The organism is Methylobacterium currus, from assembly GCF_003058325.1.
Lineage (GTDB): Bacteria > Pseudomonadota > Alphaproteobacteria > Rhizobiales > Beijerinckiaceae > Methylobacterium > Methylobacterium currus.
Genome location: NZ_CP028843.1, coordinates 4,576,877 through 4,598,465, shown reverse-complemented (window position 1 = coordinate 4,598,465; position 21,589 = coordinate 4,576,877). Strand labels below are relative to the sequence as shown.

Annotated in this window: 17 protein-coding genes and 2 pseudogenes; 14 read left to right on the top strand and 5 right to left on the bottom strand. The window is 67.4% G+C overall.

Going from position 1 to position 21,589, the window contains the following annotated elements:
• The first annotated feature begins 7 nt into the window (after positions 1-7).
• From DA075_RS21360 to DA075_RS21350, 3 genes are all read left to right on the top strand, one after another.
• Complete coding sequence (locus tag DA075_RS21360; RefSeq protein ID WP_099954931.1) at positions 8-1,021, top strand: ABC transporter ATP-binding protein; 1,014 nt, start codon at positions 8-10, stop codon at positions 1,019-1,021.
• A gap of 139 nt (positions 1,022-1,160) precedes the next feature.
• Positions 1,161-1,499: a (2Fe-2S) ferredoxin domain-containing protein gene (locus DA075_RS21355; RefSeq protein WP_244936269.1), complete on the top strand. Its 339-nt coding sequence runs from the start codon at positions 1,161-1,163 to the stop codon at positions 1,497-1,499.
• Positions 1,496-2,566 carry a lysylphosphatidylglycerol synthase domain-containing protein gene (locus DA075_RS21350; RefSeq protein WP_244936268.1) on the top strand — a complete coding sequence of 357 codons (1,071 nt, stop codon included), beginning with the start codon at positions 1,496-1,498 and terminating at the stop codon, positions 2,564-2,566. Before DA075_RS21355 ends, DA075_RS21350 begins: the two co-directional genes overlap by 4 nt.
• Here DA075_RS21350 and DA075_RS21345 read toward each other — a convergent pair.
• On the bottom strand, positions 2,563-3,111 hold the full coding sequence (locus tag DA075_RS21345) for an ankyrin repeat domain-containing protein (protein ID WP_099954930.1): 549 nt from the start codon (positions 3,109-3,111) through the stop codon (positions 2,563-2,565). The two genes, DA075_RS21350 and DA075_RS21345, sit on opposite strands and share 4 nt — an antisense overlap.
• 263 nt (positions 3,112-3,374) lie before the next feature.
• Between DA075_RS21345 and DA075_RS21340 the strand changes: the two genes are divergently transcribed.
• Positions 3,375-5,738, top strand: a complete 2,364-nt coding sequence (locus DA075_RS21340; protein WP_099954929.1) for a sensor domain-containing diguanylate cyclase — start codon at positions 3,375-3,377, stop codon at positions 5,736-5,738.
• Positions 5,739-5,862: 124 nt separating this feature from the next.
• The gene (locus tag DA075_RS21335) at positions 5,863-7,488 is read left to right on the top strand and encodes an alpha-D-glucose phosphate-specific phosphoglucomutase (protein WP_099954928.1); all 1,626 of its coding nucleotides are present in this window, start codon (positions 5,863-5,865) and stop codon (positions 7,486-7,488) included.
• Between the two features lie 43 nt (positions 7,489-7,531).
• Here the strand turns inward: DA075_RS21335 and DA075_RS21330 are convergent, their stop codons facing one another.
• Complete coding sequence (locus tag DA075_RS21330; protein ID WP_420813065.1) at positions 7,532-8,182, bottom strand: carboxymuconolactone decarboxylase family protein; 651 nt, start codon at positions 8,180-8,182, stop codon at positions 7,532-7,534.
• 185 nt (positions 8,183-8,367) lie between these two features.
• On the opposite strand from DA075_RS21330, the gene DA075_RS21325 reads away from it, so the two are divergent.
• The 5 genes and pseudogenes from DA075_RS21325 (at position 8,368) to DA075_RS38185 (ending at position 13,963) form a co-directional block, all read left to right on the top strand.
• A complete protein-coding gene (locus DA075_RS21325; RefSeq protein ID WP_244936265.1) occupies positions 8,368-9,348 on the top strand; it encodes a hypothetical protein in 981 nt (326 codons plus the stop codon).
• A 716-nt stretch (positions 9,349-10,064) separates the two neighbouring features.
• Positions 10,065-10,508: a hypothetical protein gene (locus tag DA075_RS36065; RefSeq protein ID WP_123834383.1), complete on the top strand. Its 444-nt coding sequence runs from the start codon at positions 10,065-10,067 to the stop codon at positions 10,506-10,508.
• 44 nt (positions 10,509-10,552) lie between these two features.
• A complete protein-coding gene (locus tag DA075_RS36060) occupies positions 10,553-10,990 on the top strand; it encodes a hypothetical protein (protein ID WP_123834381.1) in 438 nt (145 codons plus the stop codon).
• A gap of 24 nt (positions 10,991-11,014) precedes the next feature.
• A pseudogene (locus DA075_RS38605) lies at positions 11,015-11,215 on the top strand (trypsin-like serine protease); the annotation flags it as partial.
• Between the two features lie 54 nt (positions 11,216-11,269).
• Positions 11,270-13,963, top strand: coding sequence for a calcium-binding protein (locus DA075_RS38185; RefSeq protein WP_123834379.1), 2,694 nt, complete (start codon positions 11,270-11,272; stop codon positions 13,961-13,963).
• Positions 13,964-14,050: 87 nt separating this feature from the next.
• Here DA075_RS38185 and DA075_RS21315 read toward each other — a convergent pair.
• Positions 14,051-14,364 (bottom strand): annotated as a pseudogene (locus DA075_RS21315) (NIPSNAP family protein).
• A 212-nt stretch (positions 14,365-14,576) separates the two neighbouring features.
• Here DA075_RS21315 and DA075_RS21310 point away from each other — a divergent pair.
• The 4 genes from DA075_RS21310 (at position 14,577) to DA075_RS21295 (ending at position 19,610) form a co-directional block, all read left to right on the top strand.
• Positions 14,577-15,791 carry an ABC transporter substrate-binding protein gene (locus DA075_RS21310; RefSeq protein ID WP_099954923.1) on the top strand — a complete coding sequence of 405 codons (1,215 nt, stop codon included), beginning with the start codon at positions 14,577-14,579 and terminating at the stop codon, positions 15,789-15,791.
• 86 nt (positions 15,792-15,877) lie between these two features.
• Positions 15,878-16,750 carry a branched-chain amino acid ABC transporter permease gene (locus DA075_RS21305; RefSeq protein ID WP_099954922.1) on the top strand — a complete coding sequence of 291 codons (873 nt, stop codon included), beginning with the start codon at positions 15,878-15,880 and terminating at the stop codon, positions 16,748-16,750.
• 78 nt (positions 16,751-16,828) lie between these two features.
• Positions 16,829-18,883, top strand: a complete 2,055-nt coding sequence (locus DA075_RS21300) for a branched-chain amino acid ABC transporter ATP-binding protein/permease (RefSeq protein WP_099954921.1) — start codon at positions 16,829-16,831, stop codon at positions 18,881-18,883.
• A 4-nt stretch (positions 18,884-18,887) separates the two neighbouring features.
• On the top strand, positions 18,888-19,610 hold the full coding sequence (locus tag DA075_RS21295) for an ABC transporter ATP-binding protein (protein ID WP_099954920.1): 723 nt from the start codon (positions 18,888-18,890) through the stop codon (positions 19,608-19,610).
• Here DA075_RS21295 and DA075_RS21290 read toward each other — a convergent pair.
• Complete coding sequence (locus tag DA075_RS21290; RefSeq protein WP_123834377.1) at positions 19,607-20,209, bottom strand: hypothetical protein; 603 nt, start codon at positions 20,207-20,209, stop codon at positions 19,607-19,609. The two genes, DA075_RS21295 and DA075_RS21290, sit on opposite strands and share 4 nt — an antisense overlap.
• Positions 20,206-21,399, bottom strand: a complete 1,194-nt coding sequence (locus DA075_RS21285) for an AAA family ATPase (protein ID WP_099956718.1) — start codon at positions 21,397-21,399, stop codon at positions 20,206-20,208. Before DA075_RS21285 ends, DA075_RS21290 begins: the two co-directional genes overlap by 4 nt.
• Positions 21,400-21,589: the final 190 nt, after the last annotated feature.

The window sequence follows — 21,589 nt, the reverse complement described above, 5'->3', positions numbered from 1 at the left end:
GGCAGAGATGAACGCACCCCTGCGCCAACCCGACACCGTGACCTCCGACGCCCTGATCGAGGTCCGCGACCTGACGGTCGATTTCCTGGGCGGCCGAAAAGCCGTCCGGGCCGTCGGCGGAGTCGACTTCACCATCCGCGCCGGCGAGGCCCTGGCGCTGCTCGGCGAATCCGGCTCCGGCAAGTCCGTGACCCTGCGGGCCCTGATGCGGCTCCTGCCGGAAACCCGCACCCGCATCGGCGGGCATCTCAGGGTCGACGGTCACGACGTGCTCAAGCTGAGGCCCAAGGCGCTCTCGGCCTATCGCGGCGGCACCGTCGCGATGATCTTCCAGGATCCGGGCCTCGCCCTCGATCCGGTCTACCGCATCGGCGACCAGATCGCGGAAGCCGTGATGCGGCACGAGGGCGTGTCGCGCGCCGCCGGCCGGGCCCGCGCCCTGGAGCTGTTCGAGCGCGTCCACATCCCCTCGCCGGCGCGCCGGCTCGACGCCTACCCGCACGAATTGTCAGGCGGCATGCGCCAGCGGGCGATGATCGCCCTGGCGCTGGCCTGCCGGCCGAAGGTGCTGCTCGCCGACGAGCCGACCACGGCGCTGGACGCCACGGTGCAGATCCAGATCCTGCTCCTGTTGCGCGAGTTGCAGCGCGACCTCGGCCTCGCGGTGATCTTCGTCACCCACGATGTCGGCGTGGCGGTGCAGGTCGCCGACCGGGTCGCGGTGATGTATGGCGGCCACCTCGTCGAGGTGGGCTCGAGCGGCGCGGTGATCGGCACGCCGGCCCATCCCTATACGCAGGGCCTGCTCGCCTCCCGGATCACCCCCGATTCGCCGCGCGGCCTGCGGCTGCCCACCATCCCGGGCTCGCCCCCCGACCTCGCCGACCCGCCGCCGGGCTGCCCCTTCGAGCCCCGCTGCGGCCTCGTGGTCCCGGCCTGCCGGGACGGCCTGCCGGCGCGGGTGCCGGTGGGGCCGGGCCATGCGGCGCGCTGCGTGCGCCTCGGGGAGGCGGCGCCGTAGACCCGACACCCGGTAGGCCCGGCGCCAAGAAGATCTGAGGCCAAGCAGGCCCGACGCCACGTCATGCCGCGTTGCACCCGCTCCGGCCGGCGGTTAACTCCAGCCCGTATTCGGTGACGGAACGGGAGACCAGGACGCGGTGAGCAAGGCGCCGATGACGAAACGCGGGCCCGCCAAGGCGGCGACCGCTCCTTTCGCCGAGATCGTGATGGTGTGCGCCAAGTGCGCCAAGCGGCAGGGGGTGGGCGCCAAGGCGGTCCGGGGCGGGTTGAAGCGCGCCCTCAAGGCGGATCGCCGCGGCCGCAAGGTGCGGGTGGTCGAGACCGGCTGCCTCGGCCTGTGCCCCAAGCGCAGCCTGACGCTCGCCACTGCCGGCTCCCTCGGCGAGGGCCGCCTCCTGGTGCTCGATCCGTCCCTCGATCCCGCGGCAATGCTGGACGCCCTTCTGCCGGCTCAGAATCCGGGCGACGCACCGTGACGACGGCCGGAACCGGCGCAGCGCGGGCCGGCACGCGCCCGAGCCTCGGCCGCCGCCTGCTGCGGCGGGTGCCGCTCCTCGGCGCCGCGATCGGCGTGGTGCTGGCGCTCTGGCTCGTCGCTGCCAACGACGTCGGCGCCGTGGCGGACGCCTTCGGGCGGGTCGGCCTCCTCGGCATCGTCGCGGTGGTGCTGGTGCGCGTCGCGATCATCGGGCTGTGCGGGATTGCCTGGGCCCGGACCGTGACGGGCCTCGCTGCGGTCGCCGCCGGGCCGTTCGTCCTGCTGCGCTTCGTGCGCGAGGGCGTCAACGTGCTCCTGCCCGTCGCCTCGGTCGGCGGCGAGGTCCTGGGCGCGCGCCTCCTCACCTTCTGGGGCGTCACCGGGGCGGCGAGCGCCGCCGGCATCCTGGTCGACATGTTCTTCCAGGTGGTCACCCAGGCCCTGTTCGCGCTGACCGGGGTCGTCCTCCTGTCGCAGCTCGAGGGCGAGCAGGCCGCGACTCTGACGGCGTGGTGCGCCAAGGGACTGGTCCTGAGCGGAATCGTGCTCGCCGCCTTCTTCGCGGTGCAGCGCTACGGCGGCGCCGCCTACATCGAGCGCCAGGTAACGGTGCTCGCCCGCCGCTTCGCCGCGGAGGGCGGGACGGTGCCGGCCGGCGGCGGCGTGCAGGCGGCCCTCGACGCGGTCTGGGATCTCCGGCGCTGGCTGCCCCTCGCCCAAGGCTTCCTGCTCCACCTCGCGGCCTGGTTCCTCGGCGCCCTGGAGATCTGGATCGCGCTTCGCTGCATCGGCATCGAGGGCGTCACCTTCGCCGAGGCGGTGGTGCTCGAGTCGCTCAGCCAGGCGATCAAGTCCGCCGCCTTCCCGGTCCCGAGCGGGCTCGGCGTGCAGGAGGGCGGCTTCGTGCTCCTCGGCAGCCTGTTCGGCATCGATCCGCACACCGCGCTCGCCCTCTCGCTGGTCAAGCGGGTGCCGGACGTGGTGCTGGGCGTGCCGGCGCTGATGGCCTGGCAGACGATCGAGGCCCGCCGCGGGCTGATGGTGAAGGCGCCGCCGGCGATCTAGCCCGGCCGGCCCGCGGCGACTGCCCGAACCAGCAACTCCGGCGTATCGGGCGCGTTCATGGCGCGGGCGGCGCTCTCGGCGGTGTGGCCGCTCGCGTCCTGGCGGGCCGGGTCGGCGCCGCGGGCGAGCAGCGTCTCCACCATCTCGACGCGGTTGAACATCGCGGCCGTCATCAGGGCGGTGCGCCCGTCCGGTCCAGCCCCGTCGATGGCGGCCCCGCCGTCGAGGAGGGCCAGCACCACCGGCATCGCACCCTTGAACGCCGCGGCCGCGAGGGGGGTCTGGCCGCGGTCGTTGGCGATCTCCGGGTCGGCCTCGTGCGCCATCAGCACGCCGACGGTCTCGGCGTGGCCGTGATAGGCCGCCAGCATCAGGAGCGTGTCGCCCTTGTCGTTGCGCAGGTTGGGCGGCAGGCCCATGCCCAACAGCTCGCCCAGCTCCGCGTGGTGGCCGAGGCGGGCATACTGAAAAACCTTTCCGGCGAAGGCGATCGTGTCCTCGTCCAGAATCGGCCGCGCCGGGGCGCCGGGCTCCTCGTTCTGCATCGCGCTCGCGTCCGTGTCTCGTCGAGGGCGGATATCGTGCGGGGGGGGCCGGGTGCCAAGGGGGAGCGGCCAAAGGGGAGCAGCCGAGGGGAGCCGCCAGAGGACAGCCGCCAAGGCGCGAGCGCGCATGGCGACCACCCGTGTTAGGACGGAATTCACTACGCGCCCGAGAAGCGTCGGTTGCGGCCAGGCAATAACAGAGATCTTCACCAAAGCCCGCGCACTTGGGATGCCACAAAGAGTTAGAGCGCGAGACGAACGTCGTGGCTACCCTCTACGATTGTATTGCCGGATATCACGACCTCAAGTTGGTTATGCTCGCAGCGGTTGTGTGCAACCTTGCGGCGGCGACAAGCCTGACGCTCCTCGACCATGCCCGCGTCAATGCCGGCCGGGAGCGCCGGCTGTGGCTCGCCACCGCCGCCCTGGCGGGCGGGACCGGGATCTGGGCGACGCATTTCATCGCCATGCTGGCCTTCTCGCCCGGCATTCCCTCCGCCTACGATCTCGGCCTGACCGGGCTGTCCCTGCTGATCGCGATCGGCATGGCGGCGGCCGGCTTCTGGATCGCCCTGTGGCCGGGCCTGCCCGCCGCGGCCTGGATCGGCGGCGCGCAGATCGGCCTCGGCGTCGGCGCGATGCACTTCACCGGCATGGCGGCCTTCGAGGTGGCGGGCCGGGTCACCTGGGACAAGGGCCTCGTCCTCGCGGCCCTCGCGGCGGGCGCCGGGCTCGGGAGCCTGGCGCTCGCCACGACCCTGCGGGCCAGCTCGGTCCGGGCGAAGCTGGCCGGCGCCGGCCTGATGGTGGCGGGCATCTGCGGCCTGCACTTCACCGCGATGAGCGCCGCCATGATCGCGCCGGACCCGTCGGTCGCCCTGTCGGGCACGGCGGTGCCGGCGGAGATCCTCGCGGTGGCGGTGGCGCTCGCCAGCATCACGATCCTGCTCCTGGCCTTCGCGGGCCTGTGGCTGCACCTGCGCGACGAGCGCCGCTCGGCACTCGAGGGCGACCGGATGCGGGGGCTCGCCAACGCCGCCGTCGAGGGGCTGGTGGTCTGCGACGGCGACCGGATCGTCACCGTGAACGACAGCTTCGCCGACCTCGTCGGCCTGAGGCCCGAGGCGCTGACCGGGGTGGCCCTCTCGGGCCTCCTCGCCGAGCCGGCCTCCACCGGTGCCGCGGAGACGCCCGAGGCGCAGCTGCGCCGGCATGACGGCAGCCAGGTGCCGGTCGAGGTGATCCGCCGGGTGATCGACTTCGCCGGCCGCCCGCACGCCGCCCTGGCGGTGCGCGACCTGCGGGCGCGCAAGCGCGCCGAGGCGCGGATCGCCTATCTGGCCCACCACGATGCCCTCACGGGTGCGCCGAACCGCACCCGCTTCAACGCCCGGCTCGCGCAGGAACTCGCGCTCGCCCAGGCCGCCGACCGGCCGCTGGCGGTGCTCTGCGCCGATCTCGACCGCTTCAAGGAGGTCAACGACCTGTTCGGCCACGCCGCCGGCGACGGCTTGCTGCGCGCCGTCTGCGCGACGATCACCGCCGTGCTCGGTCCCGGCCAGATGCTGGCACGGCTCGGCGGCGACGAATTCGCCGTGCTGGCGCCGAACCTCGACGCGGCCGGTGCCGAGGCGCTCGGCGAGGCGATCCTGGCGGCGCTCCGGCAGGCCGAGACCGGGCCGGCCGGCGCGATCGCGGCGGCGAGCCTCGGCATCGCGCTCTTCCCGCATGACGGCGTCGAGGCCGAGACCCTGATGATCCAGGCCGACACCGCCCTCTACCGCGCCAAGCAGGAGGGCCGCGGCCGCCTGCGCTTCTACGAGGCGCGGATGGGGGTGCAGGTCCGCGAGCGGCGCTCCCTCGAGCACGACCTGCGCCACGCCGTCGAGCGCGGCGAGCTGAGGGTCGTCTACCAGCCCCAGACCCGCATCGACACCGGCGAGGCGGTGGGCTTCGAGGCGTTGCTGCGCTGGCACCATCCGGAGCGCGGCACCGTCCCGCCCGACCTGTTCATCCCGATCGCCGAGGAGACCGGCAGCATCTTACAGATCGGCGAGTGGGTGCTGCGCGAGACCTGCCGCGAGGCCGCCTCCTGGCAGAGACCCCTGCGCATCGCCGTCAACGTCTCGGCGGTCCAGCTCCACGCCCCGGGCTTCTCGGAGCTGGTGCACGAGGTGCTGTTCACCACCGGCCTCGCGCCCGCCCGCCTGGAGCTCGAGATCACCGAGACGGCGCTGATCCGCGACCTGCCGCGGGCGCTCGCCACGCTGCGCCGGATCAAGGCGCTCGGGGTGCGGATCGCGATGGACGATTTCGGCACCGGCTATTCGTCGCTGTCGAACCTGCGCGCCTTCCCGTTCGACAAGATCAAGATCGATTCCTCCTTCACCCGCTCGGTCGATACCAGCGAGCAGGCTGCCACGATCGTGCGCACGGTGCTCGGCCTCGGGCGCGGCCTCGGGCTGCCGGTCCTGGCCGAGGGCGTCGAGACCTCGGCCGAGCTGGCTTTCCTCGGTGCGGAGGCCTGTCAGGAGGCGCAAGGCTACCTGTTCGGCCGCCCGGCCCCGATCGCGACCTTCCGCCACCTGACTGAGGGCCGGCCGCCGGCCGACGAGGACGCCGCGTGAGGGAGAGGGGGGTGAATCCGGCCGTGCGGGCTGGCCGGCGGCGGTGGGAGGCGGCATAAGCCAGGGTCAGGGGCCGGCCGGCAACGGTCCGGCCGACCTTGCGCCTCCACCGAGACGAGACCCCATGACCGTCAAGGCCGTCCCCACGCAGCCCTTTCCCGACCAGAAGCCCGGCACCTCGGGCCTGCGCAAGAAGGTGCCGGTCTTCCGCCAGCCTGGTTACGTGGAGAACTTCATCCAGGCGATCGTCGACTGCCTGCCCGACCGGGCCGGCACGACCCTGGTGGTCGGCGGCGACGGGCGCTTCCTCAACCGCGAGGTGGTGCAGACGACCCTGAAGATCGCGGCGGCCAACGGCTTTTCGCGCATCCTGGTCGGCCGCGGCGGCCTGCTCTCGACCCCGGCCGCCTCCTGCGTGATCCGGAAATACGGCGCGATCGGCGGCGTGGTGCTCTCGGCGAGCCACAACCCGGGCGGGCCCGAGGGTGATTTCGGCATCAAGTTCAACGCCCGCAACGGCGGTCCCGCGCCAGAGCCGGTGACCGAGGCGATCTTCGCCCGCACCAAGGCGATCACCGAGTACCGCATCGTCGAGGCGGCCGATCTCGACCTCGACACGCTCGGCGACGTGGCTCTCGGCGACGCGACCGTCACGGTGATCGACCCGGTGGCGGATTACGCGGCGCTGATGGAGACGCTGATCGATTTCCCCGCCATCGCGGCATTGTTCCGCTCCGGCTTCCGGATGCGGTTCGACGCGATGAGCGCGGTGACGGGCCCCTACGCGAAAGAAATCCTGGAGCGGCGCCTCGGCGCCCCGGCGGGCACGGTGGTGAATGCCGAGCCGCTGCCCGATTTCGGCGGCCACCACCCCGACCCGAACCCGGTCCACGCCCACGAGCTGATGGCGCTGATGACCGGCCCGGACGCGCCAGATTTCGGCGCCGCCTCCGACGGCGACGGCGACCGCAACATGATCGTCGCTCCCGGCCTCTTCGTCACGCCGAGCGACAGCCTGGCGATCCTGGCCGCCCACGCCCACCTGGCGCCGGGCTATCGTGGCGGGCTGGCGGGCATCGCCCGCTCGATGCCGACGAGCCGCGCCGCCGACCGGGTCGCGGCCGCCCTCGGCATCCCGGCCTTCGAGACCCCGACCGGCTGGAAGTTCTTCGGCAACCTGCTCGATGCCGGGCGGATCACGCTGTGCGGCGAGGAGAGCGCGGGCACCGGCTCGAACCACGTGCGCGAGAAGGACGGCTTGTGGGCGGTGCTGCTCTGGCTCAACCTGCTCGCCGCGACGGGCAAGCGCGCCGACCAGGTGGTGCGCGACCACTGGGCGACCTACGGCCGCGACTACTACGCCCGCCACGACTACGAGGAGGTGGAGAGCGCCGCCGCCGAGGGGCTGATGAGCGCGCTCCGTGACAAGCTCGCCGGGCTGCCGGGGCAGCGCATCGGCGAGCTGACCGTCGCGGCGGCGGACGACTTCGCCTATACCGACCCGGTCGACGGCTCGGTGACCGCGCGCCAGGGCGTGCGGATCCTCTTCCGCGAGGATGCCCGGGTGGTCTTCCGCCTGTCGGGCACCGGGACGGTCGGGGCGACCTTGCGGGTCTATCTCGAGCGCTTCTCGCAGGACCGGCTCGATGCGCCGACCGCCGAGATGCTGGCCCCGGTCGTGGCCGCCGCCGAGGCGATCGCGGGAATCGCGCAGCAGACCGGGCGCACGGAGCCGTCGGTCGTGACGTAGGGGGTTTCGAGCCCCGCGGGCGTGATCCGCGGGGCTGCCACCGTCACTCCGGCAGGCGCGGCAGCTTCGTGCCGTCCTTCGGCAGCGCGTAGCGGGCGACGTTCAGCTCCATCGCCAGGAAGGTGTAGTACCCGCTGACCGCCGTGAGATCGACGATTCCCGGCTTGCCGAACAGCTTTTCCGCCCGCGCGAAGGTCGCGTCCGAGACGCGCTTGTTCTGCAACAGCTCGCTGGTGAAGTCGTAGGCTGTCTCCTGATCGTCCGGCAGGCCGGTCGGACGGCGGCCGTCGCGGATCGCCGCGATCGTCTCGGGCGCGATGCCGACCTTCTGGGCGATCGGCGCGTGGACGTACCACTCGTAATCCTGCGTCCAGTGGCGGGCATTGACCAGGATCACCAGCTCCGACAGCGTGGTGCCGATCTTCGGCTTGTAGCGCAGGTAGTCGCCCATCGAGCGCGCCAGCGACATCACCTCGGGCGAGTGCATCAGCGGCTCGAACGGCCCGAAGACCGGCACCTTGCGGGCGGCCTCGAACGCCTCCGCCGCCTGCTTCTGCTCAGGGCTGTACTGGGCCGGCGGGATCGTCGGCAGGCGGTCCTCGGCAGACGCCGCGCGCGGCAGAAGAGCTGCGCCAGGCAGAAGGGCGACGAGAAGGGCGGGCAGCAGGCGCGGCAAGTGATATCGGCGGGGCATGGGGCTTTCCTTCGGGATGGGCGATCGCTCGCCCGTCAGTCCTTACCCCAAAGGCGATGCGCGTGACGGCCGCGCTCCCGCAATCCCGCCTCAATCCCACGGTTAACAGACCCTTGTCCGAGCACGAGGGGAATGCGGGGTGGCACACACCCGGCACGACCCCGGAAACAAGGGAATGCGGGACGATGACTGCACTGCCGTCGAAGACGGGTTCGCGGTCCGTGACGGGCGCGGCACTCCTCGTTGCGCTCGCCGCCACAATGCTGACGGGAGCGGCGCTGACCGGCCCCGCGCAGGCGCAGGGCTACCGGGTCGTCATCGAGGACGACGTGATCCTGCCGCCGCGGGCGGTGCTCGTCCGCCTCGGCCGGGCCGGCTTCACCGGCATGAGCCACCCGCGCTTCGACGGCGAGACCTACCAGGTCGAGGCCGACAGCCCGTGGGGCAACCGGGTGCAGCTCGTCGTCGATGCCCGCACCGGCCGCATCCTCGACCGCGAGCGCCTGGAGGCGCCGCTGATTCCTCCCGGCACCATCCCGGGCGGCCGCCGCCCCGGCTACGGTTGGACCGAGACCGAGGCGCGCCGACCCTGGCCGCGCGAGGAAGCCTTTCGCGAGCGCACGCCCCGTGATGGCGGCTGGCGCGACGGCGAAACCTACGCTCCCGTCCCGCTCTCGCGCGGCGAGCCGCTGCCGCCGGTGGCCGGGCGCCCGGAGGAGCGCCGCGTCGCCGCCCGCCCGGCGCAGCCCGCCCCCCAGCCGGGAGTCCCCCCCTACGAGGCGCCCGTCCGGACCGCGCCGGCGCCGCGCGCCGCCGGGCCGAATCCCCTCGGGATGAATCCCGATAGCGCGGCGGCCCGCACCGGTGGCGCCGCACGCCGCGAGACCGCGCCAGAGGGCGCGAAACCCGAGGCGCCGCGCCGGACGGCGGCCCGCACCAAGCCGGCCGAGACCGAGACGCCCGCCGCCCTCGTCCCGCCCCTGGCACCCAAGGCCGAGCCCGTGAAGGCGGCTCCGCCCGCCAGGACCGCGGCCGAGGCCGCGCCGCCCAAGGCGCCGGAGGCCAAGGACGGCGGCTGGAAGACCCCGCCCGACGGCAACCGCCCGGTGCGGGTGATCGGCGGCATCACGCAGGTCCCGGCCAAGGACGAGCCGGCGAAGGAGTGAGGCGGCGGGGCAGCCCCCTCGCACGACCGGCGATGCGGTCCGGCCGAGCGTCGCCGGATTGCATGGATTCTCCTCGCAGGCCGGAAACGACGGTGACCTCCTCGGGGCACGGCGACGACCGGACGCGCCCTGCATCCGGAGCCACGTTGTCCATCGATGCTCCCTCTCCTCGTCCCTTCGGGCCTGCTGCGATCCGGGCCAGGGAGCGCCGCCCGCTCGTCGCACGCGGGGACGAGACACCCACGCCGGATCACGACCGAAACCGCTAGCCAGGCCGTCCGCGCGATCCTGCGTGAGGAGGCGTCCCGGGGTTGCTGTCTGCCCGGTGATACTCTTTGCCCCTTGTCCGTGACCCCGGCCCTCATGGTGGCGGCTGCCTCGTGACCGAACCGGCATTCGACGCCGCGTCGCGGTTCACGGCGGTGGTGGCCGATGCCGCGTCTCCCTGATGGCGTGCCGATGCCAGCGAGGCGGCGGCTCGTCTCCCGGCCCCTCCATCCCGCACCGGCGCCGGATTCGACTTCGCAGGCCGTGCGCGCTTTGCGGCCCGAATGAATATCGTCGGTCTATCTTTTATAATACATTCAATTTTTAATTAATTTTATGAAAAATCATTCGCACCAGCCAAGACGAAAAAAATTCTAAGTTGACTCTTGATTTACTTTACGTAATATCCACCGCCGTACATCGGACATTCTTCAAACGGGAGTCGCGCCATGACGCAATCATCCGCCACTCGCATAAAAATAGTTTCATCTTGTTGTTATTTAATTGTTTCAACATTAGGTCCGTCGATCTGGCTGAATGCCGCAAATGCTGAAGAAATCTGGCCAAAGTGGTCTAAAGGTCAATTAAAACCCTCAGTCGATCCGCCAGGTCGAGCCACGTTCAAAAAAGGCGAAATTTTCGATTTGCCATGGCATGGCCATTTTTTTACGAGGCGATCCGATTTGGAGGTCTTTATTCACTGCCCCACCCGAAGGCATTTCTTGTCACCGTGTGAGAGTGAAGAATTTTTGGATCTTATAAGATCTGACAAAGTAAAAATTATACAAAAAGGCATAAAATTATTAGCTCTTGAGGATATAACGGGGAAATCGGGGAGAGTTCATCATGAGGATCTTGGAGATGGCTACGTAGATTTCGCTGCGGGCCTCTAGAGAATTTACGCCATAAGAACCTCTGGCAACTTGGAGCTATAAGTATGACAATCATTTCTCAAAAAATGGACCTCAACGTAGATATTTATAATCCAGATGGAACTATTGCAACATTAATGGATGGAACGCCAGCTATTAGCATTGAAGGACCTCCCGGGATAAGGTGGCCTTGGAGTACTTGCATTGCCCTGGGGAATGGCTATTTCCTGACAGCGTCCCATAATTTCAATCACTGGGAGAGGAGCGAGCGCGCAAAACAGGAGAAAGATGAAAGCAAGCTGCCATCCTATGATCGCCACTTCGTCACGAAAGAGGTATATATTGGCAGCGCGAAGGCAAAAGACACTTGGAAGGATATTAGAAATTGGAATCCCTACGAAGCATTCAAATCGACGTATTTGCCGGATGGCCAATCTCAGAAATATCCTATTAATGATCTCGCTGTTTTTAAAATCGACTACAAGATCTCGAATGCAAATTAATCGAATTTCGCAGTTTTTGCTAATATCGATAGCATCAATAAGCAACTAAAGAATAAGTCTGTCACGCAATACGGTCAAACAAGTACCTCGTCTGGAACCTTCGAAGAGACGAGTGTCGACGGTCAGTTTCGCGCGTCAGTGGCTACTAATGGCGGTGATAGCGGCGGGCCGGCAGCCTGCCAGATTGGTAAGCAAGAATTTGTTACAGGAATTACTTCGCTAGGGTCGAGCACAAGTACGTGCTTCAGCTATCTCAAGCCAGTAGAATTTTATAACTTGATGAGTTTCGCGACGCGCGGCGACGATAACGTATTTAAGAGCCTCCCTCCTGATCTCATCTATGATTCCTCGAAGGGAAAGCAGAAATATTTTCGCGGCACAAAAAGAAATGCAGAATTCCTCATCAACGACAGCGACAGCACCATCCTGCTGGGTCAGGGCAGCGATCTGGTCAATACCGGGTCAGGAACCAACAACTTGATCATTGCGCAGGACGCGATCGGGTTCTCCGGCACGGGATTCACTTATGTCGTGAGCCCGGGTTACGACACGATCGTCGGAGGGTCGAGCAATGACCGCCTCGTCATACTAGCTGATCGATTGTGGTCGCAAGGCGATAAGGCGCCAGAATTAGAGTCTTTGAGTGAAAAATCAGATTTTATGACTCTAAAAGGTGCGATGGGCACAGGAGCTATGACAGACGTACGTTGGTACGGGGACCCGCCTTATGTCATGTTGAACGATTATCGCGATGGCTATATTATGTATCATATGGATTATTCAGCCGGACGCAACGATCTTTTGATAGAAATTGAGGCTCGTGATCACACCAGTCATTATTCACATGATGTGACCATGTTGTGGGAAAGAATAATACGTATCGTAAATTATCATGCGGGAGATTTTGGGCTAGAATTTGTCGATGTGCCAAATGATGGCACCGGACCTAGCGAAATATACAAAGATAAATCTGCTCGTGTCTCACCGAAGGCAGAGAGTAACGTCATCAACGACGATACTACAGACGAGTGGAATGGTACTTCTTCTGAGTTATTTGACTCTCCCCACGACAAATACGCCATCTCCGGTGCGGAAATCGCGCAGAGACTGGCGAACCTGCGCGCCATCTACAAGGACGACCCGACACTCGATCTGAGCAGCCAGCACGAGAACGAGCTCACCGCCGCAGTCGACGAGACCGGCTCCGCCGACGAGAACGAGCACAAGGCGTTCGGCGTCCTCGCCAACGACAGGGATCCCGACCCGGGCGACACCCTCTCCCTCACCTCGGTCAGGCTGCGCTCGGCGACCTGGAGCAGCAACGCGCCGGCGCTCTCCGACATCGAGAAGGCGTCCTCGATCCAGAACCAGCAGGTCTCGTTCGATCCGACGACGCAGTTCGATTACCTCGATCCGGGCGAGAGTTGCACGGTCGTTCTCGATTACGTCATCGAGGATCCGGCTCACGCCTGGGCGACCGGCCACCTCACCCTGGTCGTCAACGGGGAGGCGGAGGCGCCCATCCGGGGAACCGAGGGGGATGACACGCTGACGGGCAACGACGGCAGCGACGACATCAGCGGTCTCGCCGGCAACGACCGGCTCGACGGCGGACGCGGGAACGACACCCTCGACGGCGGCCTCGGCGTGGACACCATGACGGGCGGCATCGGGAACGACGTCTACATCGTCGACGACGTCTCCGACGTGGTCGTGGAGGATGACAGCCTCGGCACGGACGAGGTCCGCACCGGGCTCGCGGCCTACACGCTCGGGGATAATGTCGAGAATCTCACCTATACCGGCGCGTCCGACTTCTCCGGGACCGGGAACGACCTCGACAACGTCCTCACCGGCGGCAGCGGCAACGACACGCTGCGCGGCGGGGATGGCCGGGACTGGCTCATCGGCGGCGCGGGCGCCGACCTCCTCGACGGGGGCTACGGTTTCAACACCGCCGACTACCTGTCGTCGACCCGGGGGATCGCGCTCGATCTCGCGAACCCGGCCGACAGCACGGGCGACGCGGCCGGCGACGTGCTGGTCTCGATCGACCGGTTTAATCTCACGAACTACGACGACAGGTTCGTCGGAACCGCGGGGAGCGACATCGTCTACGGCTATGCCGGGAACGACACGCTGCTGGGCGGGGACGGTGACGACCGGCTCGTCGGCGGCGTCGGTGCGGACGTGCTCGACGGAGGTTCCGGCGTCGACATCGCCGATTTCGGCGGCGCGACCGCCTCCGTGGTGATCGACCTCCTGCATCCGGACGACAGCGCCGGCGAGGCGGCCGGTGACGCGTTCATCAGCATCGAGACATACGTCTTGAGCCAGCATGACGACCGCTTCGTCGGCTCGTCGGCCAACGAGACCATCGACGGGCAGGCCGGCGACGACACCCTCTTCGGCGGGGACGGCGACGACTGGCTCATCGGTGGCGACGGCCCCGACAGCCTCGACGGCGGAGCCGGATACGACACCGCGAGCTACGATTCCTCGCCCGTGCCCGTGATGATCGACCGGCTGAATCCCGAAAACAACACATGGGAGGCCGAGGGCGATACCTTTGCGAACATCGAGGCCTTCCAGCTCACCTCCTTCGACGACGTGTTCCGGGGCGGCAGCGACGCGGAGGCCGTCTCCGGCGGCAGCGGCAACGACACCCTCGGCGGAGGGGGCGGGGACGACCGCCTCGACGGAGGGTGGGATGACGACGTCCTCACCGGAGGCGCGGGCAGCGATACCTTCGCCTTCGCCGGGCGGCGCTTCGGGCACGACGTCGTGACGGACTTCACGGCCGGCGACGTGATCGAGGTCTCGACATCCGCCTTCGCCAGCTTCGCCGACGTCCAGGCGCAGATGAGCCAGACGGGTTCCGACACGCTCATCCAGCTCGACAGCATCAACGCGGTCACGCTGGCGGGCGTGACCGCCTCCAACCTGACGAGCGCGGATTTCCGCTTCGTCTGACGACGGTCGAGGCCGTCGAACCCGCAGGTCCCGGGCAAGAACGAGCCGGCGACGGATCAGGGCGCCCCGGGCTCTCCCGCCCGGTGCTCATTCCGCCAGCCCGGTGACCTTGCGCAGGAAGAGGCGGTCTTTCCGGCGGATGAACCCTTCGGCCTGGGCGAAGCGAAAGGTCTCCCGGCCGAGCGGATCGTCGCGCAGGCGCGCCCGATAACGCTCGTAGGCGGCCAGGTCGGGAAGGCTGTAGGGCCGTAGGCCGTGGTGGCCGAGCCCTCATGCGGCGCGAAACAGCCGATCAGGTCGGCGCCGCAGCGGGGGATTGCGGTGTTCCAGCAGCGCGCATAATGCTCGAAAGCGTCGACGCGCGTCGGTTCGATCCGGTCGTGGATGAAGCAGGTGATCATCGGGTCTCGTCTCCATAGACGCCCCGATGATGACGGCAGGCCCGCAGCAATGCTTCGGCGGTCTCCGTCGCGTCGCCTCGTGCGGGCCGACGATCGCGGTTTCTAGATCGAAAGACGCGCTCGACAAGCGCTGCCAATCTCGGTTCTATCCGGCACCCCGATCCGCGGCCGCCGAGGCCGGGACGGCAAGAAACGTCCCCGGAGGAATCCAGATGCGCTCATCCCTGACCGCGCTCGCGGCGGCCCTCGCCTGTGCGACCGCCTTCGCGGCCCCGGCCCTGGCGGCCGACCCGATCAAAATCGGGGTGACCGGCCCCTATACGGGCGGCTCGTCCTCGATGGGCGTGTCGATGCGCGACGGCGTGCGGCTCGCCGCCGAGGAGATCAACAAGAACGGTGGCGTGCTCGGGCGCCAGCTCCAGCTCGTCGAACGCGACGACGAGGCCAAGAACGAGGTCGGCGCCCAGGTCGCCCAGGAGCTGATCAACAAGGAGAAGGTGGTCGCCACCCTTGGCTTCATCAACACCGGCGTGGCTCTGGCCGCCCAGCGCTTCTACCAGGAAGCCGAGATCCCGGTGATCAACAACGTCGCCACAGGCACGATCATCACCAACCAGTTCAACCCGCCCGACTACGACAACAACTACGTCTTCCGCACCTCGGCCTACGACGTGCTGCAGGCCGGCATGATGGCCGACGAGGCGATCGCGCAGGGCTTCAAGAAGATCGCGATCCTGGCCGATTCGACCAATTACGGCCAGCTCGGCCGCGAGGATCTGGAGAAGTACCTCAAGGCCAAGGGCGTGAAGCCGGTCGCGGTCGAGAAGTTCAACATCAAGGACGTCGACATGACGCCCCAGCTGCTGAAGTCGCAAGCGGCGGGTGCGGACGTGATCCTGGCTTACGGCATCGGCCCGGAGCTGGCCCAGATCACCAACGGCATGGCCAAGCTCGGCTGGAAGGTGCCGATGATCACCTCGTGGCCGGCCTCGATGCAGAGCTTCATCGATATCGCCGGGGCCAACGGCAACGGCGTGATCATGCCGCAGACCTTCATCGAGGATAAGACGCTCCCGAAGCGCAAGTCGTTCCTCGACGGCTACTACGCGACCTTCAAGGTCAACAAGATCCCGACCCCGGTGGCGGGCGCGCAAGGATACGACTCGGTCTACCTGCTGGCCGCCGCGATCAAGCAGGCCGGCTCCACCGACGGGGCCAAGGTGCGCGCGGCGCTCGAGGACCTGAACACCAAGGTCGAGGGCGTGGTCACCACCTACGACAAGCCGTTCACGCCCAAGGACCACAACGCCATCACCCGCAACATGGTGGTGTTCGGCAAGGTCCAGGACGGCAAGATCGTCTACGCCAAGGACGAGGACGCCAAGAATGCCGGCGTCGTCCGCGTCAAGGAAAAGGCCTCGAACTGAGCGCCCGAGACCTGAGCGCCTGAGAACGGGGCCCCGCCACCGCGCGGGGCCCGCCCGACGAGACGAGCCTTCCCCGAGCCTCACCCATGCAGATCTTCCTTCAGCTCGTGGCGAGCGGCGTCGCCGTCGGCATGATCTACGCCGCGATCGCGTTCGGCTACCAGCTCACCTTCGCGACCTCGAAGACCCTGAATTTCGGCCAGGGCGAGGCCCTGATGCTGGGCGCCCTGTTCGGCCTGACGCTGGTGCCGTTCACCGGCTACTGGCTGATGCTGCCGCTCGTCCTGGTCTTCGGCTTCGCGCTCGGCGCCGTCGTCGAGCGGCTCGGCGTGCGCCCGGCGGTCAAGATCAAGTCCGAGTACGGGTGGATCATGGCGACCATCGCGCTCGGCATCATCTTCAAGAACGTCGCCGAGAACGTCTGGGGCCGCGACGACCTCAAGTTCCCCTCGCCTCTCCCTGAGACCGCCCTGACCTTCGGCGGCGTCCGGGTGCTGCCGATGGAGCTGATGATCGTCGCCGGCGCGCTGCTGATGATGCTCGCGGTCGAGGTGTTCAACCGCCGCTCGATCTGGGGCAAGGCGGTGGTGGCGACCTCGAACGACATCGACGCCGCCGGCCTGATGGGCATCAACACCCGCAAGGTCATCACCCTGTCCTACTCGATCAGCGCCATGACGGCGGCCTTCGCGGGCGTGCTCGTCGCCCCCGTGACCCTCACGGGCGCCACGATGGGCTCGGTGCTGGCGCTCAAGGCCTTCGCGGTCGCGATCATCGGCGGCCTCGAATCGGGCCTCGGCGTGATCGTCGGCGGGCTGATCCTCGGCGTCGCCGAGACCCTGACCGGCTTCTACATCTCGACCGGCTACAAGGACGTGCCCGGCCTGATCCTGCTGCTCGCCGTGCTGGCGGTGCGCCCGGTCGGCCTGTTCGGCAAGGCCGTGATCAAGAAAGTCTGATTGTTTTCCCGCCGCGCCGCTCCCGGCTCGCGGGAGGGGCCTCAGTCGCTCCCGTCTCGTTCAGGGTTTTTCACGATCATGGCGCAGTCCGCCCCCGCGCCGGCGCTGGCCCGGCAAACCGCCCCGCCCGTTCCGCAAGCCGGGCTCGGCCGCTTCGTCGGCCTCCTCGGCGCCGTGTGCCTCGTCGTCTTCCTGGCGGCCTTCCCGCACGTCGTCACCAGCCAGTACTACATCCACCTGCTGATCGTGATCGCCATCTACGCGATCCTGATCCTCGGGCTCGACATCGTGGTCGGCTATACCGGCCAGGTCTCGCTGGGCCATGCCGGCCTGTTCGGCGTCGGCGCCTACGCGGCGGCCGTCCTGTTCCTCAAGTTCAAGCTCGGGCTCTGGGTGGGCCTGCTCGCCGGCATCGGCGTCACCGCGGCCTTCGGGTTGCTGCTGGCGATCCCGGCTCTGCGGGTGAGCGGTCCCTACCTCGCCATGGTGACGCTGGCCTTCGGCACCATCATCCAGATCTTCATCAACGAGATGACGGATCTGACCAATGGTCCCCTCGGCATCACCCTGCCGCCGGCCCGCGTCCTCGACTTCTCGCTGATCGGCATGCAGGCCCCCTGGGGCGCGGCCGGGAGGAAGCTCGAATTCTACTACCTCGTCTGCGCCTGCCTGCTGCTCACCATCCTGGTGGTCAACCGGGTGGTGCGCTCGCCCTTCGGCCGCGCCTTCGAGGCCCTGCGCGACTCGCCGATCGCCTGCGACTGCATGGGCGTCAGCGTCTACCGCTACAAGGTCTACGCCTTCGTGATCTCGGCGGCGCTCGCAGGGCTGGCCGGCGCGCTCTTCGCCTGGTCGGAACGCTACGTCGCGCCGAACTCCTACGGCTTCGAATTGACGGTGCTCTTCCTGCTCGCCGTCACCATGGGCGGGCGCAAGTCGCGGTCCGGGCCGCTGATCGGCGCCGCCATCATCGTGATGATGCCGAACATCCTGGCCGATATCGGCCTCGTCCGGATCATGGCCGGCCTCATCGCGGCGGTCGCGGTGGTCGTGGTCGGCCTCGCCTTCCTGCGCAAGCAGGACAACCGCATGACGCTGCTCATCCCCGGCGCGCTCTGCCTCGCCTTCTTCCCGGCGACCCTGGCGATGGAATCGGTGACGGATTTCCGCCTCACCGTCTTCGGCCTGATGATCCTGTTCGTGGTCTATTACCTGCCCGAGGGCATCGTCGGCTTCCTGCGGGAGAAACTGCCCTTCCTGCGCCCGGCCCATACCGGGGCGACCCAGGCGCTCGCCGCCTCCGGCGAGGCGCTGATCCGCCAGGGCGGCCGCTCCGGTGCCGACCCGCTGCTCAAGGTCGAGCGGGCGGTGATGCAGTTCGGCGGCCTCAAGGCCCTCAACGAGGTCGACCTCGCGGTACGGCCGGGCACGATCCACGGGCTGATCGGCCCGAACGGCTCGGGCAAGAGCACGATGATGAACGTGCTCACCGGCATCTACCGGCCGACCTCCGGCGGGGTCTCGCTCGCCACCGGCACCGACGCGGCGAAGCGCCTCGACGGCCGCACCCCCTCCGAGATCGCCCTGTCCGGCGTCGCCCGCACCTTCCAGAACGTCCAGCTCTTCCGCGAGATGACGGCCTTGGAGAACGTGCTGGTCGGCCTGCATCACAGCTTCCACGGCACGCTGTTCGACGCGATCCTGGGCACGCCGCGGCGCCGGCGCGAGGAGCGGGAGGCGCGGGCCCGCGCCATGGCGATCCTCGACTTCGTGGGCCTCGGCGCCCTCGCCCAGGTCGAGGCGCGCAACCTGCCCTACGGCAAGCAGCGCCTCCTCGAGATCGGCCGGGCGCTGGCGCTCGATCCGGTCCTGCTCCTCCTCGACGAGCCGGCGGCCGGCCTCACCGCCCCCGACATCGCCGAGCTGACCCTCATCATCCGCAAGATCCGCGACGCCGGCATCACGGTGATCCTGATCGAGCACCACATGGACGTGGTGATGGGCCTGTGCGACCGCGTCAGCGTGCTCGATTTCGGCCACAAGATCGCGGAGGGCGGCGCCCGCGAGGTCCAGTCCGACCCCAAGGTCATCGAAGCCTATCTCGGCAGCCCGGTTGCCGACGCCGCGGAGTAGAGAGATGCTCGACGTCAGCGGCCTGTCGGCCGGCTACGGCCAGATCGAGGTCCTGCACGGCCTCACCTTCACGGTGCCCAAGGGCCAGGTCGTCACCCTGATCGGCTCCAACGGCGCCGGCAAGACCACGACCATGCGGGCGCTCTCCGGCATGATCCGGCCGCGCGCCGGCTCGATCAAGCTCAACGGGCGCGAGATCGGCGGCCTCGACAGCCACGATGTCGCCCGCACCGGGCTTGCCCACTCGCCCGAGGGGCGGCGGGTCTTCCCGACCCTCTCGGTCGAGGACAACCTGACGCTCGGCGCCTTCCCGCGCCTCACCGGCTCGCGGCCGAAGGGCGACGTCAATGCCGACCGGGAGCGGGCCTACACCCTCTTCCCGCGGCTCAAGGAGCGCCGGACCCAGCTCGCCGGCACGCTGTCGGGCGGCGAGCAGCAGATGCTCGCCATGGGCCGGGCCCTGATGCTGCGCCCGGAGATCCTGCTCCTCGACGAGCCGTCGATGGGGCTCGCCCCGAAGCTGGTCGAGGAGGTGTTTCGCATCATCCGCCGGCTGAAGGAGGAGCAGGTGACGATGCTCCTCGTCGAGCAGTTCGCCATGGCGGCCCTCGGGGTGGCGGACCACGCCTACGTGCTGGAGAACGGCCGCATCCGCTTCCAGGGCCCGGCGGCGCAACTGCGCAACGACTCGCAGGTGCGGGCGGCGTATCTGGGTGGGGGGCATTAGCCCCCTTCCTCTACGCGTCCCAGCTCGGCCGTCACCCCGTGGATTGCCCATCTCAGCGCCTCCACAAAGGCGTGGAAGTTTCGGCAATTGTTGCGCTCCAGATCAAGATGCGCGCCGAGCAGATGAGCGGTGCGGATCTGGCCGATCGGCTGCCCGACGATTTTTCTGAACTCTGCCTTAGCACCGGTTAGGGTGCATAGGTCGCGGAACTTCGCCTGCGCGGTGATGCGCTGCGCTGCGGCGGGCGTGATGACGCCGGCAGCGACGAGCGCTGCGGGATCGCCCAGGTACCAGGATTCGAGTTCCGGGACGATCACCCGGACCTTCGTGCGTCCGAGGGCGTGCGGGGGCACAAGCGCCAGCAGACGAGTCCGCAGGGCTTGACGCTCGGACGCGTCGAGATCCCGTGAGACGATGAAGTACGGTAAGACCGGGCTGCGCCATCCGTTGATCTTTCGGGCAATGGATCGCTCCAGATCCGATTTGCCTTCGTGCTCCAAGATCCTGACGAGATCACTTGCGCCGAGCTTGCCGCAGATCGCCTCGATGACGATGCGGATCGACGGCTCCTCGACCAGAACCACGACGGGTGCCGTCAAGGATCGATGCCCTCAATCACGCGCTGGCGCCACAGCGCCCCGGGCCGGTCGCCCTGCTCCACCAAGCTGCGCAGGTTCTCGTCATCCGCCGCACGCCGGACGCTCGTATAGCCATCCTTTTTCGAGAGCAGGAAGATGCTCTCCAGCGGAACCATATTCAAGAAGTCGGGGGAATGCGTTGAGACGAAGACTTGCCCCCCACGCGTCGCGTATTCCTCGAACTCTTCGCTCAGTTCGGATAGAAGCGTCGGATATAGCTGATTCTCGGGCTCCTCGACACAGAGCAGAGGATGCGGTTTAGGGTCGTGAAGCAGCATCAAATACGCGAACATCTTGATCGTTCCGTCGGACACAACCCGAGCCGAGAATGGATCCTTGAATGCGCCGTCGCTGAAGCGCAGCACAACCCGTCCGTCGAGAGTCTGCTCGGCTTGAACCTTCTTGATGCCAGGAACGCGTTGGGCCATTTTTTCTAGAACGCCATCAAATATCTTTGGATGCCGCTCGTAGAGATACTGCGTGACCAGAGATAGATTCTCGCCCTGTGTCGAGAGATGCTCGGCGTATCCCGCCTCGGGACTGGCACTGGCGGCATGGATACGGAAATCCGAGACGTGCCAACTCTCGATCAGACTCCGGAACGCGCTGGCGGCCTCGAAGCGCTGGAATTGGCCAAGGCCTTTGATCGCCAGGATGTCGGGCTCGTCGAGCTTCTGATGATCGCGGTGGACCGAGGCCTCGTCCCGGGTCAGTTCGGCCTCGTTAGTGATGGCATCGCCTTCGCCAAAACTGAATCTTAGGAAATCGTACGGTTTTCCACCGCCGTAGCGCGTGTATCGCAAGCTCTCTCGCGCCACGATCGGCCTGCCATCGCGCTCGCCGACTTCGAGCGCGTAGGTCACGACGCGCGAACCGATTGCCAAAGGCATTCGGATCTTCAGTTCGATGCCAATGGTGGCTGCTGGATCGGCCACCGCACCACGCGAGATCAGGTCGCGAAAGCCGCCACGCCGGGCCACGGCAGCCCGCACGTTGTCCTTGAGACAATCGCGCAGAAAACCGAAGACATCGAAGAGCGACGATTTTCCAACACCATTCGCACCGACGAAAACCGTGTAAGCAGCAATGTTTTTAAGTTCTACGTTATTGAACACCTTGAAATTGGTGAGCTTCATGCTCTCGATACGCATCGTGTCCGGCTCGGCTCTGGGTCTCTGCACCGCCTCCGTAAACTGCACGAAGCGCCGGCCAGGTTCATGGATCCGTAGCGATTTCGGACGGAGGAGACGGCGTACCGTCGAAAGCGCTACGACCGTGACGCTAGCCGATCACGCATCCTCGCGGAAGGCGCAGCGTTGCAGGAGCGGCCACGCGACCGCT

Excerpts from the sequence above, each read along its gene's own strand:
- DA075_RS36065 (WP_123834383.1), top strand. The coding sequence starts at position 10,065 with ATGACGCAATCATCCGCCACTCGCATAAAAATAGTTTCATCTTGTTGT.
- DA075_RS21300 (WP_099954921.1), top strand. The coding sequence starts at position 16,829 with ATGGCGCAGTCCGCCCCCGCGCCGGCGCTGGCCCGGCAAACCGCCCCG.
- DA075_RS21345 (WP_099954930.1), bottom strand. The coding sequence starts at position 3,111 with ATGCAGAACGAGGAGCCCGGCGCCCCGGCGCGGCCGATTCTGGACGAG.
- DA075_RS36060 (WP_123834381.1), top strand. The coding sequence starts at position 10,553 with ATGACAATCATTTCTCAAAAAATGGACCTCAACGTAGATATTTATAAT.
- DA075_RS21325 (WP_244936265.1), top strand. The coding sequence starts at position 8,368 with ATGACTGCACTGCCGTCGAAGACGGGTTCGCGGTCCGTGACGGGCGCG.
- DA075_RS21330 (WP_420813065.1), bottom strand. The coding sequence starts at position 8,182 with ATGCCCCGCCGATATCACTTGCCGCGCCTGCTGCCCGCCCTTCTCGTC.
- DA075_RS21310 (WP_099954923.1), top strand. The coding sequence starts at position 14,577 with ATGCGCTCATCCCTGACCGCGCTCGCGGCGGCCCTCGCCTGTGCGACC.
- DA075_RS21295 (WP_099954920.1), top strand. The coding sequence starts at position 18,888 with ATGCTCGACGTCAGCGGCCTGTCGGCCGGCTACGGCCAGATCGAGGTC.
- DA075_RS21305 (WP_099954922.1), top strand. The coding sequence starts at position 15,878 with ATGCAGATCTTCCTTCAGCTCGTGGCGAGCGGCGTCGCCGTCGGCATG.
- DA075_RS21360 (WP_099954931.1), top strand. The coding sequence starts at position 8 with ATGAACGCACCCCTGCGCCAACCCGACACCGTGACCTCCGACGCCCTG.
- DA075_RS21285 (WP_099956718.1), bottom strand. The coding sequence starts at position 21,399 with ATGCGTATCGAGAGCATGAAGCTCACCAATTTCAAGGTGTTCAATAAC.
- DA075_RS21335 (WP_099954928.1), top strand. The coding sequence starts at position 5,863 with ATGACCGTCAAGGCCGTCCCCACGCAGCCCTTTCCCGACCAGAAGCCC.
- DA075_RS38185 (WP_123834379.1), top strand. The coding sequence starts at position 11,270 with ATGAGTTTCGCGACGCGCGGCGACGATAACGTATTTAAGAGCCTCCCT.